Origin of the sequence: Clostridium sp. C8-1-8 (genome assembly GCF_009928445.1) — a bacterium.
Classification (GTDB): Bacteria; Bacillota; Clostridia; order Clostridiales; family Clostridiaceae; genus Clostridium_AR.
The window spans coordinates 298,690-313,914 of the sequence record NZ_JAABNO010000003.1; the positions used below are offsets into that span (position 1 = coordinate 298,690).

The following is a 15,225-nucleotide window of genomic DNA, read 5'->3' on the forward strand; positions in this document are numbered from 1 at the left end:
GATTGAAGCGGTACCTATTTATATATACATACTACTTTAAAATAAAGCATCGTTGGTTCATTGAAAGCTTTATTTTGAATTGGTATATCTATAAACCAGCGTCTTAATAACTACTGGAATAGCATTGCCTATTGGTAGCCCTATATCTATGTAATCTCCATTTTTTGTAGAGATTTTATCTAGGCATATAATTTTTCTTTCTTCTTTAAGCATTAAAGACATCATCTGTCCTAAGGCCTTTGCAAAGTCATTTTCTAATATTACAATTATTGGACCAGGGATTTCTTCATAGAGCTTTATAATCTCCTTAGAAATTACCTTTAACTCCTGGTAACTTGGACTTTTAGGACCAGCAAAAGAAAGAGCTACTGCAGTATTTTCATAGATGCTTATATATTTCCTTCCCATAGTAAATATTTCATTCATATTTTCATCAAAAATAAAAGGTTTAATTATAGGTATATTCTTAAGAGGCAATATGCTTTTATCAAAGGCAATGGTACTTCCGCTTATGGTTAATGAGTGATTTCCTGCTCCAATGACTGTAGCCCTTATTCTTTCCTTAGGCAGTATAATCTTATCTTTATAATTATTAAAAACTTCGTTTATACATATGCCTAAAAGAGGTCCAATATCATTGTGTCTTGCTAAAGCTTCAAACTTCGTGTCTTCAATTGTTGTTCCTATATATTCTGCAACTCCTCCTGAAAAGCTGATAAGATCTGCTGCAAAAGGCTTTGGCTCCTCAGTTATGAATAATATACTTGTTTCCTTGGTTAATTTACTTAAGCAAGAAGCTTCTAATAAACACTGAGCTAACTTGAAGCATAAAGCTTTAAGCTCCAATAAGCTTGCCTTAGCCCCAAGTTTTATGTCTAGGTTCATATGCTTTAGAAGGAATTCAATTCTTCTGGAAATATAAATAACTCTTCCTTTAGGGTCAAATCTAATAAGCCTACCACCAATATCTAGGGCAAAGGTATCTTGGCAACTTCCATAGTTAAAAACTGCTATGTTAGTTGTTCCTCCTCCGATATCAAGATTTATTACCTTCTTATTAAGATTCTTTGACAACTCTGATGCTCCTGCCCCTTGTGCAGCAAGTAGTGCTTCAAGCTTAGGTCCAGCTGTGGCTACAACAAAGCTTCCTAGATACTCTGAAAGCTTATGAGACACCTCACTAGCATTTTCCTTTCTAGCAGTTTCTCCGGTTATAATCACGGCTCCAGTAGAGATATTATTTTTCTCTATGCCACTTTGTTTAATTGCTTTCTCTACAATAACTTTTATCTTTTGAAAATCTATGGTTACAACATCTAAAAGAGGTGTAAATTCAATAGGGCTTTTATATATAACTTCTTTGTCCTCGATAACAGTTTCTTCTATTAAGGAAGGTCCTACAATGGTTTTGAGCTTTAGCCTGCTTAATATAACTTCTGTAGTCGAAGTTCCAATATCTACGCCTATGCTATATATTACATTTTCCAAGGCATTTCTCACCTCTTTACAATATGAATAAAATTTAAATTTGCTATGTTGCAAGCCAACACTTTTACTATAATAATTTTTAAGGAAAAGTATTTTTAGATTTCGCTAATTTTTAATTTATACAGGTTTTACTTACTCATTGCCTTTATGGTTTCAATATAAGCTTCCTCATTCCATAACCTGAAGAATCATCTGGAATCTTCTGGAATCCCATCTTTTCATAAAAGGGTTCTTTCTCCTTTGCAGCAATAAGTTGAACGGTTGCTCGTCCCCCTATTGGAGTAATGCTATCTGCATGTTTTAATATCATATTAATTATGTTTTTCCCAATACCTTTTCCTTGATACTCAGGTCTTATAACCACATCCACAACTGTGTAATATATTCCATCTCCAATTAATCTTCCCATCCCAATTGGTTGGTCCTCCTCATAGGCAACAACAATATATATACTATTATCAATTGCTTGGACGGCTTGTTCTCTTAAAAAATTCTTCCATCCTACACTTTCTCTTAACTCATAGTAGTCGCTATATTGTAGGGCATTTTCTTTATATATCATATTTTCTTCACCTCTTTTAAAGTTTACTTATTATATTTATTTCTTTAGTGTTTTATGTTTTTATGTATATTTAAAATTACACTGTAGATAAGTAGTTATACAGGAGATTTTCAGTTGAAATTAGATCATTCTTAAGATTGAAGCTATATATTTTTATTTAACTTTTGAATATAGCAGATTGTCAAAATAATCATTATGGAACTTAACAACCTTTTTTAGCAATCCTTCTTTTTCAAAGTTATTTTTTATGGCAACTTTTTCACTTGCCTTATTTTGTGGATCCATCCTAATCTCAAGTCTTACTAAACCAAGCTCTTCAAATGCAATTTTCTCTAATGCTTTTACTACCTCAGTTGCAATTCCTTTATTAAAATATTCTCTGTCTATAAAATATCCCAACTCTCCAATGTGGGAGTTCTCCTGATCAATCCTTATTTCGCATCCACCAACTATAGCATTGTTATATATAATAGAAAAATTATATTCTAAATTATTGTTTCTTTTGTACTCTCTTCTTTCAAGCCACTTTCTCTCTAAGTCAATACTTTCAGGAATTGTAGCATAATAGTATTCAAATTTTCCCTCTGTAAGTATTCTAAAAAATACTTCTGCATCAGAAATTAATGGATACCTCAGTTTAATCATATTTTCTCTCCTCACAACATTTTTTATCATCGTCATATTGTTCTAATATTACCACATACATTTTCCATAGAATCCTAATTATATTATACATGGAATTTTAAGGTACAACCATAAATACTCTATTTATACTTATAGATGTATTACCTTATAATATAATATCTATTTTCAAATGCTCCTCTCAGAAACCAGATGAGCTTTGAAAACAGATTTAGTATTTTATTAGTACATTATTAACAGTGTTTATGCATATCAATATTACTGCTATAAAACCTAGCGGTAGTGTAATATGCTTTCTTTTCTACTGTCTTTTCAAAAAAATCATTTTAGTCTCCCTATAGAAGGTTTTATAATCTCCTAAACAGCAAGTAAGGTACCCAGTAGGATAGACATACTTTTCTGCCAATCCTATTGAGTACCTTATAAACAGCTTCAGTTATTTTTTTATATTTTCTATTCTTAGTGGCATTTAGTGTGCTTATCCCCTATACTTCCACTGTTTACTTAGGCTGTATTTAATAATATTTTTGAAATTAAGTGGTTCTACAGTAAATACTGTATGCGTAACTAATTATAATTAAAAGAATCCTATCCTCTTTCCATGCTCTATCATCTTGGTAATTAGTTCTTGTTTCGGTTTTAACCAACCAAAATCTAGTCTTTCTAATAGCATGTTGGTCTTCTTACAGGTTAAGAGAAAATTGGTAGTACTCTTTTGCCCCATAAGATTTAAATGTAATGACAGCGCATCTTTATATTGTTGTAAATCATCACTATTATCCTGTCCTACAAATTTAAAGAAGTCTTCTAAGGAGACAAATTGTAGATGGTATCCTTCCTTATTTATTAATTGTCCTAGCTTGTAGGTACTAAGCAAGTATTCATTTTTAACATGGTAAGTTTCATTTATAAGCTCACTTCTATCAAATAAGCTTGTAATGGCTTTACTAACATAATCAATATATGATAGATCAATATCATTTTCTGTAGCCTTAGGCATTAAGTTTAAATTAATATAAGCTCTAATTATGCTGTAGAAAGCATTTTCTTTAATATTTTCTTGGAATTTACCGGTGCTGGAATTGAACACTAGATTACCAACCCTAAATATATTACAAATCAAGCCTTCTTCCCTAGCTTTAAGTACTTCTTTTTCTGATTGAAGCTTTGTTTGGATATAATAATTATCTTCTTTTTGTCCTAGGTCACAGTCGTATTCTGTAAATACAACGTCACTACTGTTACTTATAGAACCATTAGCAATACTTAAGGTGGATATATGGTTGTAGTCCTTTAGTTTTTTGTACTTTGCAAACTCAATCAAGTTCTTTGTTCCCTTAACATTGATCTCATAAAAATCACTGTACTTACCATAATGCTTTACATTTGCTGCTGAGTTAATGATGCAATCAATTTTCCCATCTAATTCTTCGTATTCTGATTTTTCAAGATTTAACTTAGACTTTGATATATCTCCATTTAGTATAAATATTCTATGCTCATATATTTTTATAATATCTTCCTCAAAATAATAGCTTAACTTTTGAAGTAATCTTTCTCTTGCAGCTTCCTTGGTATTTCCTCTAATTATTAAATAAAGCTTTGAACTTTTATTTTTCAGTAAATCATATAATATGTGTATACCTAAATAGCCTGTACTTCCAACTAGTAAAATATTTTCATAACTATTAATTTTGTTAAGATTAATATTTTCATAGAGCTTTATTTTCTCCTCATACTGCTGCAGCTTATTGTTCATTTCCTCCTTCTCAGTTGAAGTTTCTTTTAAAGATTTAAAGTCAATTGATTCTTTATCAGTGTATAAGCTTTTTGCTTGTACTCCCTCATTAGTGAAAGCAGTTTTTTCTTCCTCTTCATTGATTTTTCTTGCCAATAAACTTAATTGTCTTATTGTTGGGTTCGCAAATAACTCATTAACCAATATTTTGAGATTATATTTGCTCAAACGGAAGGCAACCTTTATAGCTTTTATTGAATCACCACCTAAAGTAAAGAAATCATCATCTATTCCTATGCTTTTCACACCTAATATTTGACTCCACACCTCTACCAAAACTTTTTCTATATCATTTCTTGGCTCTGTATATTTTACTTCTGTATTAAAATCTAACTTTGGCTCTGGAAGCGCCTTTTTATCTATTTTCCCATTTGAAGTTAGTGGCATCTTCTCTAATTTTATAAAGTATGATGGTATCATATATGCTGGCAGCTTATTTAGTAAATGTTCTCTTAAAACTGTAGTTTTGATTTCTTTATCGCTTATCACATATGCACAAAGGTACTTGCTACCTTCCTGATCTTCTCTATCTATTACCACTGCTTCTTTTATGCTCTCTTCCTTTAAAATCTGACTTTCAATTTCTCCTAGCTCTATTCTAAAGCCCCTTATCTTTACCTGATCATCTATTCTTCCCATGAACTCAATATTTCCGTCAGGTAACCATCTTGCCAAGTCTCCTGTTTTGTACATTTTTACACCAGGCTCAAAAGGGTTGTCTATAAACTTTTCCTTTGTAAGTCCCTCTCTATTTAGGTAGCCTCTTGCTAAGCCTTCTCCGCTTACACATAGTTCTCCTACTACTCCTATTGGCACTAAGCAATTAGTTTTATCCAAAATGTATACACTATAATTATTTATTGGTGTTCCTATTGGTACCGATACATTTTGTGACCCCTCATCACTATAGTGCCATAAGGTGGAGCAAATTGTAGTTTCTGTAGGTCCATAGGCATTGATATAATGCACCTTATCTTTCCACTTATATAGAACATTTTTGCTTATTGCAGAGCCTGCAGTCATTAATAATCTTAGAGTATTTATTTCATTGCTATCTAAATTGTTTAGATAAGCTGGAGGTAAGGTGGCTACGGTTATCTTTTTATCATTTAAGTAGTTTGTAAAATCTTCATAATTATTAATGATTTCCTTTGGAAGTATGTGTAGCTCTGAACCGTTTAGTAATGCCATAGTTATTTCCCAAACAGATGCATCAAAGGATAGGCTGGCAAATTGTATTACCTTATCCTCTTTATCTATTTTCATATTTTTTTCGTACACTACCTTCAAGTTACTTATGCCTAGGTGGGTTACCATTACTCCTTTAGGCCTTCCTGTAGTGCCTGAGGTATATATAACGTAGGCAAGATTCTTTGGATTATAGTCTAAAGCTAAATTTTCTGAGCTCTTTTCATATAGCTGCTCTTCTTCTAAGGAAATCACCTCTTCGTTATAGCTAAAGCTTTCTTGTGTCTTATCTTTTTGTATACAGGCCATTGGGTTATTAACTTTGATATCATACACATCTGTATTTCTTTTTGTTAAAAGCAGCTTTGCACCACTATCCTGAAGCATGTATTCTATTCTGTCCTTTGGATACTTTGTATCTATTGGCAGATAAGCACCTTCCGCTTTTAATACTGCCATTATAGCTACTACCATTTCAATAGATGGCTCTATCATTATGGCAACTATAGTTTCTGCTCCAACCCCTTTACTTTTAAGTATTCTAGCTAGCTTATTAGCTCTTTTGTTTAACTCTATATAGGTTAGCTTCTTTTCTTTAAAAACTAAGGCTGTGTTATCTGGTGTCTTTTCTACTTGCTCTTCAAAAAGTTCATTTATAGTTTTATCCTTAGGGTAAGCTACTTTATCGCCCTTGAAATTTACTAATATTTTATTTTTCTCTCCTTCCGAAAGCATGTCTATCTCTGATAAGCTTACTTCTGGATTGGCTATTACTGACTTCAATATATTTATAAAATGCTCTGTTAGCCTATTTATAGTGTCTTTTTTGAATAATTTTGTGCAATACTCTACCTTAAAGTTTATTTCATTTCCTACTTCCTTTGCCTCTAAGGTTATATCAAACTTGGATTTTGTGCTTTTTATTTCATAAGGCTTAATTGTTATATTGTCCAACGCCATTTCCATTTGCTCGGTATTTTGAAGTACAAACATTGTATCAAATAACGCATTTCTGCTTGATTCTCTTTTGAGCTTCAAGGTATCTACTAATCTGTCAAATTGATAATCTTGATTTTCGTAGGCATCTAATACATTTTTTCTTACTTCTTTTAAAAATTCCTTAAAGGACTTTTCTCCAACTGGATAATTTCTCATTGCTAAAGTATTTATGAACATTCCTACTATGTTCTGCAGCTCATCATGATTCCTTCCAGCTATTGGAGAGCCTACTATAATGTCCTCTTGTCCACTGTACTTGGATAGTAGTATATTATAAGATGCTAACAATGTCATATATAAGGTTGCACCATTGTCTCTTGCTATTTTATTAAGTTTTTCTGTTAATGCTTCCTCTAAATTAAAGCTCACAATATTTCCCTCAAAGCTCTGAAGGTTTGGTCTCTTATAGTCAGTAGGCATATCTAACACTGGTATATTATTCTCAAAAACTTTTAACCAGTATTCTTCTTGTTTTTTCATAACTTTTGAGCCTTGCATTATATTTTCCCAAGCAGAATAATCCTTATACTGTATTTTAAGCTCTTGTAACCTTTCTCCTTGATATAGCTTTGTAAACTCCTCCAAGAGAATATTCATAGAAGTACCGTCTGAAATTATGTGATGCATATCTAACAGCAGCAAGTACTTTTCCTGTTCAAGCTTTACAAGGTTAGCTCTAAATAAAGGCGCCTTGGACAAATCAAAGGATTTTATGAAGCTATCTACCATAAGCTTTATTGCTTGTTCTGAAGCTATAGCTACTTCTTCGTATTCCAGCTTAAATTCTACCTTTTCATGAATCCTTTGCATTAATTCATTGTCCACCAATTCAAAGGAGGTCCTTAAGGCCTCATGTCTTTCGATAAGTTCTCTAAAGCTTTGCTCCATTTTAGCCTTTTCAACAGTTCCTTCCATAATAAAAGCCATAGGAATATTGTAGTTTGTTTTTTCCGTTGCAAGCTGGTTTAGAGTGAACATTCTTTTTTGAGCTGAGGATACTTCATACCTTTCCCTTTCTTCTACTACAGCTATAGCAGTATATTCAAGCCTCTTGGCTGCTTCTATATATTGCTCTAATTGTCTTATAGTTGGATTATTAAATATTTCTCTCACTGATAGTTCAATCTTGAATTCTTTTTGCACGAGAGCTACCAACTGTATAGCCTTTAATGAGTGTCCTCCTAAGACAAAGAAATCATCATCTATGCCTATTCTGTTTATTCCCAAAGTCTGCTCGTATATTTTTATTAATTCTTCTTCCTTCTTATTTCTTGCTGCTACGTATTTTGCACCGGTGTTCACCTCTCCTGAAGGCTCTGGCAGTGCTTTCCTATCTACCTTTCCATTGGCAGTTAGCGGCATTTTCTCCAGTTGTATAAAGTATGCCGGTATCATGTAGTCTGGAAGACTTTGAGACAGTTCTTTTCTTAAATCACCTACATTAATCTCTTTTTCCGCTGTAAAATAAGCGCATAGATATTTATTTTCCTGTTTATCTTGTCTATCTAATACTACTGCCTCTTTAATGTGTACATTTTTTACAAGCTCATTTTCTATCTCTCCAAGCTCTATTCTAAAGCCTCTTATTTTTACTTGATAATCTATTCTACCCAAGAATTCAATATTTCCATCTGGAAGCCATCTCGCCAAGTCACCTGTTTTATACATCCTTGTATCAGCTTCAAAGGGATTCGCCACAAACTTTTCCTTCGTTAATGCTTCTCTGTTTAAATAACCTCTTGCTAATCCAGCTCCTGCTATACACAGCTCTCCAGGTACACCTATGGGCTGTAGCTTATTATATTTATCCACTATATATACCCTACAGTTGGATATTGGTTTTCCTATTGGTATATTATTGTACTCTTTATCTAATATAAAGCTTGTAGTTACTATGGTATTTTCTGTAGGTCCATAATTATTTACCACCTTATAGCTTGTAACTTTATACTGTTTTAATTTATCTCCGCCTGCCAATACAAACCTAAGCTTATCATTGTCCAAAAGCATAAATTGCTCACATACCTGTGTAGGTAAAAAGCTTATGGTTATGTTATTTTTCTTATAATACTCATTGAGTTCTAGCAGGTCTAGCCTAATATTATCCTCTAATACATATATAGACGCGCCAACTATCAAGTAAGGGAAGATCTCCCAAACGCTAGCATCAAAACCAAAGCCAGCATATTTTGTTCCTCTGTCTTTTTCACATAAGTTATAATATTTTTCATACCACTTACACATGTTTATCAAAGATTTGTGTTCAAGCATTACGCCCTTAGGCTTTCCTGTACTTCCTGAGGTATAAATAACATAAGCAAGATTATTAGAATTGCATGCCCCTGTTAGATTACTAGAATCACCTTCATATAACTTAGTGTCATCTAAGTGAATTATTTCTCCATTAAAATTCAACTCGTCTATTAGTAGTTTTTCTCTTTGAGAAATCCTTATATTATTAGTCATACCCTCTTGATTTCTTTGAAGAAGCATCTCTTCACTATCCAACATACTGTTAATTTTTAATAAATCATATTTTTCATTATCATACTTCATATTATTCTTAGTTAATAATAGTCTAGCTCCACTATCCTGAAGCATATATTCTATTCTATCCTTAGGATATTTTATATCTATTGGCAGGTAAGCTCCTTCAGCTTTTAATATAGCCATTATGCCAACTATCATTTCTAAAGAAGGCTCTACCATTATTCCAACTATACTTTCAGGCCCTACTCCCTTACTTTTAAGCAGTTTTGCAAGTTGATTTGACTTTTTATTTAACTCCCTATAGGTTAATTTATCTTCCTTAAATACAACTGCTATATTATTTGGAGTTTTTGCTGCCTGCTCTTCAAAGAGTAGCTTTATAGTTTTATCCTTAGTAAAGTAAGCCTCTGTAGCATTAAATTCTAACAGCATTTTTTCCTTTTCCGCTACTGAGACCATATCTATTTCCGATATGAGTATTTCTTGGTTAGCTGTAACAGCCTTCAATATATTAATAAAGTGCTCCTTTAAGCGTTCTATCGTATCTCTCTTAAATAACTTAGTACAGTATTCTAATTTAAATATTATTTCTTTACCTTTCTCTTTTGCTTCCAAGGTTATGTCAAACTTAGATATTGTACTTTTAAACTCATAGGGTTTTATTCTTAGACCATCAAATGATATTTCCCCACTGTCAGTATTTTGCAACACAAATACGGTATCAAACAATGCATTCCTACTAGAATCTCTTCTAAGCTTTAACGCCTCTACTAATTTATCAAACTGATACTCTTGATTGTCATAGGCACTTAATGCATTCTGTTTTACTTCCTGCAAAAACTTCTTAAAGTTTTTTGTTCCTTCTGGGTGATTTCTCATAGCAAGCGTATTTACAAACATTCCTACTATATTTTGGAGTTCACTATGCTTCCTGCCTGCTATTGGAGAACCTACAATTATATCTTCTTGTCCACTATATTTAGCTAGTAATATATTATAGGCAGCTAGTAAAGTCATATATAAGGTTGCTCCATTGTCTCTAGCTAACTTATTTAGCTTTTCAGTTAAAGCCTCGTCAAATTTGAAGCTCACACTGTCTCCCTCAAAACTTTGAAAACTAGGCCTTGGATAGTCAGTTGGCATATCTAAAACAGGAATATCCTCTTCAAAAAGCTTTAGCCAATATTGTTCTTGCTTTTTCATATCCTCAGACTGCTGTAGCTGGTTTTCCCAAGCAGAGTAATCTTTATATTGAAGCCTTAATTGTTCTAGCTCTTCAGACTGGTATAACTTCTTAAATTCCTCTATAAGAATATTCATAGAAGTTCCATCTGATATTATGTGATGCATATCAAACATTAAGATATGCTTTTCTTCCTTAAGTCTTACAAGCTTCACCCTCACCAAAGGGGCTTTTGATAAATCAAAGGGCTTTACAAAGGCTTTAATAATTTCATCTATTACCTCTTTTTTCTCATCCTTTAGCTCAATATAATCTAACGCAAATTCCGCTTTCTTTTGAACCTTCTGCATTATTTCATTGTCTACTAATTTAAAAGAAGTTCTAAAGGCTTCATGTCTTTCAATAAGCTTTAAAATGATTTCTTCAAACTTTTCTCTCTTTAATCTCCCTTCTATGGTAGCCACCACAGGCAAGTTATAATTTGTATCATCTTTTGCAAGCTGATTTAAAGCGAACATTCTTTTTTGAGCTGAAGAAACCTTATAAAACTCCTGTTCTTCTATTGCTTCTATGTTAGAATATCCACTTTCTTTAGATTTCTCTATATATTTTCCAAGCTTTCTTAAGGTAGAATTATTAAATATATCCCCTACAGATAGCTCTACCTTATACTGTTTTTGTATGGCTGCTGCTATCTGCATGGCCTTTAGAGAATGTCCTCCTAAAGTGAAGAAGTCATCATCTATTCCTATTTTATTAACACCTAGTATCTGACTCCATAAACTTTCGAGGGCTTTCTCTATATCCTTTCTAGGCTCTACATATTCTACGCCTGTTTTAATATCTAAAATTGGTTCTGGTAGCGCTTTTTTATCTATTTTGCCGTTTGAAGTTAGAGGCAGCTTCTCTAGTTTTATAAAGTATGAAGGAATCATATATGCTGGCAGTTTGCTAAGCAAATACTCTTTTAGCTCTGCAGCTTTAATATCTTTGTCACTTACAAAATATGCACAAAGGTACTTGCTTCCCTCTTTATCTTCTCTATCTATTACCACAACCTCTTTTATGCTTTCTTCCTTTAAAAGCTGGCTTTCTATTTCTCCAAGCTCTATTCTAAAGCCCCTTATCTTTACCTGATCATCTATTCTTCCCATAAACTCAAGGTTACCGTCTGGTAGCCATCTTGCCAGGTCTCCTGTTTTATACATTTTTTCACCTGGCTCAAAAGGGTTGTCTATAAACTTTTCCTTTGTGAGCTCCTCTCTGTTTAAGTAACCTCTTGCTAAACCTTCTCCACTTACGCAAAGTTCTCCTACCACCCCTATTGGCAATAAGCTATTATTTTTATCTAAGATATATATACTATAGTTATTTATTGGTTTTCCTATTGGTACTGATAGATTGTCTGAAGCTTCATCGTTATAATGCCATATGGTGGAGCAAATTGTAGTTTCCGTAGGTCCATAGGCATTGATGTAATGTACTTTATCCTTCCATTTGCATAGCAAACTTTCACTTATGGCCGAGCCTGCAGTGATTAACAGTCTAAGAGTTTTTATTTCCTTGCTATCTATATTAGTTAAATAAGCTGGTGGTAAGGTAGCTACAGTTATCTCGTTGTGATTTAAGTAATCTCTAAAGCTTATATAACTATCAATAATCTCTTTAGGCAGTAGATGTAGCTCAGCACCATTTAACAACGCCATAGTTATTTCCCAAACAGAGGCATCAAAGGCAAAGCTGGCAAACTGAATGATCTTATCTTCATCACTTATGTTCATATCCTTCTCATATACTACCTTCAAATTGCTTATACCTATATGATTTAGCATTACCCCCTTAGGCTTTCCAGTGGTTCCTGAGGTGTATATAACGTAGGCAAGATTCTTCGAATTATATGCTATATCTAGGTTTTCTGGGCTTTCTACATATAAATGTTCTTCCTCTAAGAAAATTATTTCCCCCTTATAGTTAAAACTTTCTTTAACATCCTCTTGTAATATATAAGCCCCGTGACTCTCAATATCCATTAAATTCTTTGTTGTTAAAAGTAACCTGGCTCCACTATTCTGAAGCATATATTTTATTCTATCCTTTGGGTACTTTGTATCTATCGGCAGATAAGCACCTTCTGCCTTTAATACAGCCATTATGCCTACTATCATTTCAATTGATGGCTCTACCATTATGGCAACTATTGTTTCCGGACCTACTCCTTTATGTTTAAGTGTTCTAGCAAGTTTATTGGATCTTTCATTTAGCTCCCTATAAGTTAATTTCTTTTCCTGAAACACTAAGGCTGTTTTATTTGGAGTCTTTTCCACCTGCTCCTCAAAGAGCATATTTATAGTTTTATCCTTAGGATATGCTATTTTATTGCCCATGAAAGTCACCAATATTTTCTTCTTTTCCTCTTCTGAAAGCATGTCTATGTCTGATATCCTTATTCCCTGGTTAGCTATTACCACTTTTAGTATATTGGTAAAATGCTCTACTAACCTTTCTATAGTTTTTCTATTAAATAAATTAGTACAATACTCTACTTCAAATACTATTCTGTTATCTATTTCCTTTGCTTCTAATATCAAATCTAGCCTAAGTGCTTCTTTTTGCTTATTAAACGCTAAACTATCAAATACTTTTTCCTTATCCCCAGTGTGCTTTAGCACAAGCATAGTATCAAATAGTGGATTACGTTTTAAATCCTTCTTTATACTTAATTTTTCTACCAAGGCCTCAAACTTATAAGCCTGATTTTCATAGCAATTTACTACTTTCTCCCTTACCTCCTGTAAAAATTCCTTAAAATTCTTCTTACCCTCAGGATAGTTTCTCATAGGAAGAAAGTTTATAAAGCCTTCAGATGTGTTCCTTAAAACATTGTAATCTTCAACTAATACTGGCGAACCTACTACTATATCTTCTTGTCCACTATACTTAGATAGCAATACATTATAAGCTGATAACAAGGTCATATATAAGGTTGCTTCATTGCTAATACTTATTTTCTTTAGTTTCTCTGTTAAAGTTCTATCTAAAGTAAAGCATACTTTATCTCTCCTAAAGTCTTTAAGATATGTTCTTTTATAATCTGTAGGTATATCTAGTGCTGGTATATCATCATCAAAGATTTTTAGCCAATACTCCTCTTGTTTTTTTATAACTTCTAAAGCCTTTATTTCTTTATTATATTTTTTTATTTTACAAACGGAATTTTCTCTTTTATTTATATGTCTCTTTTCTAACATACTTTTCCCTCCAATAAGATTACCTACTTCCTAGCTTAACGCCCAGCTTTTCAAAAATTTAAACATACTCTATTAAAATTTTCGAAAATATTGTAATGAAGTATTCATCTTTAAAAAAATAGAATTTAACATTTCTAATGTACAAGGTTCAAATCAACCTATTACCCCGCTGAAATGCTTCATGTAATTAGTACATACAAAAAAATTAAATATGCTTTTCCCTCCTTTCTGAAAGTATTATTTCAATAACCTTGAATCTAATACACATAATAGATAATACCACAAAAAAATCAACAAGTTACATTTTATTGCAATGAATTAACATTCTAAATAGCTATACTAAGAAAACATGCTTGAAGTCATAAGAACTTATCATTAATTAAGAAACAAAATTTAACTAAAGCTTTTAGAAGTGACTAGGTGACATGAAATGAATTATGTGCTTAAAGAAGAATAGCAGAAAGACTACGGAGTTTATTTTCAAGAAAATCCGTATCAGTTTAACCTTACATAAAGTTCAAGTTTTTTTATAAAACAATGACAACTAATAGCTTTATTAGTTGTCATTATCTTGCTCTTATTTAATTTTTTTAATACTTTGCGATGATAGCATTTTATTATTTTAAGTACTTTATAATTTACAAGTAACTCTCTTTATTTGCTTTACGAGCTAATATTGAAGTGTTTACTTTTTTTACATTCATACTTATTAATGAGTTTTAAGTGCTTTCCTAAAATAATGAATTTGCATCTGTACACCTATTCTAGATTTAGGCTATTTTTAAACTTTCTTAGGCAGTAGCTTTTGATAGGTGTTTCTAAGCTCTTGAAGCCTCTCTAAGTTTTCTAGAGACTGTTCTTTTCGCTCCTTACCTACTGCTACAATTATGCTTTCAATTAAGGCTAGTGGTGCTAGCATGGAGTGAAACTCCCAAAGTTCTCCTCTAGCGGAATAAAGCTTAAAGGTTGCCTTTTCGAGCATTGAGCTTACCATTAAGTCTGTTACTAAAATTGTCTTGCAGCTTATCTTTTCTGCTAAATCAAATAACACCTTTATTTCTGGCGATTCGTGAACAAAGCCAAAAATAAATATTGTATCCTCTGGCTTTATATGAAGTAAATCTTCATAAAGTTCATGTCCACTACTTGTTAACTGTTTTACCTCTATGCCAAAGCGCTTTAATCTAAATTCTAGTAAAGAGGATAAAGAAATAGAAGGTCCTGTTCCATAAATATGTAGCCTCCTGCATTTATCTATGGCTTCTACTATATTTTGAAACTCCTCACTGTCTAATTTATCTACAGTCTGCTTTAAGTAGCTTGAGCCTGCCATTATAGCTTCTGATAACATATTGTAGCTGTCCATCTTTTCAAAGGCAGTTTCGATCTTTGTGGCAGGAGAAACAGAACTCTGTCCTTTTAAGTATTCCTTAAACTCCTTGAAATTTTTAAAACCTATCGCTTCCCAAAAGCGAGATACTGAAGAAACACTTACCTTACACTTGTCAGCTAGATCTTTTTCTACCATGTATGGAATTATCTCTACATTCTGCATGATATAATTTGCAATTTTCTTGTGATTTTTGGTAAACTTTTTATCTGAAAAGTTTAATTCTATCATAAACTT

5 protein-coding genes are annotated in these 15,225 nt (G+C 32.5%); all 5 read right to left on the reverse strand.

Annotated features, from left to right (window positions below; genetic code table 11):
- Positions 1-69: 69 nt before the first annotated feature.
- The 5 genes from GXK57_RS05200 to GXK57_RS05220 all read right to left on the reverse strand — a co-directional run bounded on the left by GXK57_RS05200 (position 70) and on the right by GXK57_RS05220 (position 15,219).
- Positions 70-1,488, reverse strand: coding sequence for an ethanolamine ammonia-lyase reactivating factor EutA (locus tag GXK57_RS05200; RefSeq protein ID WP_243156374.1), 1,419 nt, complete (start codon positions 1,486-1,488; stop codon positions 70-72).
- Positions 1,489-1,633: 145 nt separating this feature from the next.
- Complete coding sequence (locus GXK57_RS05205) at positions 1,634-2,050, reverse strand: GNAT family N-acetyltransferase (protein WP_160672471.1); 417 nt, start codon at positions 2,048-2,050, stop codon at positions 1,634-1,636.
- Positions 2,051-2,203: 153 nt separating this feature from the next.
- Positions 2,204-2,695 carry a GNAT family N-acetyltransferase gene (locus GXK57_RS05210; RefSeq protein ID WP_160672474.1) on the reverse strand — a complete coding sequence of 164 codons (492 nt, stop codon included), beginning with the start codon at positions 2,693-2,695 and terminating at the stop codon, positions 2,204-2,206.
- A 574-nt stretch (positions 2,696-3,269) separates the two neighbouring features.
- On the reverse strand, positions 3,270-13,598 hold the full coding sequence (locus tag GXK57_RS05215; protein ID WP_160672477.1) for a non-ribosomal peptide synthetase: 10,329 nt from the start codon (positions 13,596-13,598) through the stop codon (positions 3,270-3,272).
- A gap of 781 nt (positions 13,599-14,379) precedes the next feature.
- Positions 14,380-15,219: a MurR/RpiR family transcriptional regulator gene (locus GXK57_RS05220; protein ID WP_160672480.1), complete on the reverse strand. Its 840-nt coding sequence runs from the start codon at positions 15,217-15,219 to the stop codon at positions 14,380-14,382.
- Positions 15,220-15,225: the final 6 nt, after the last annotated feature.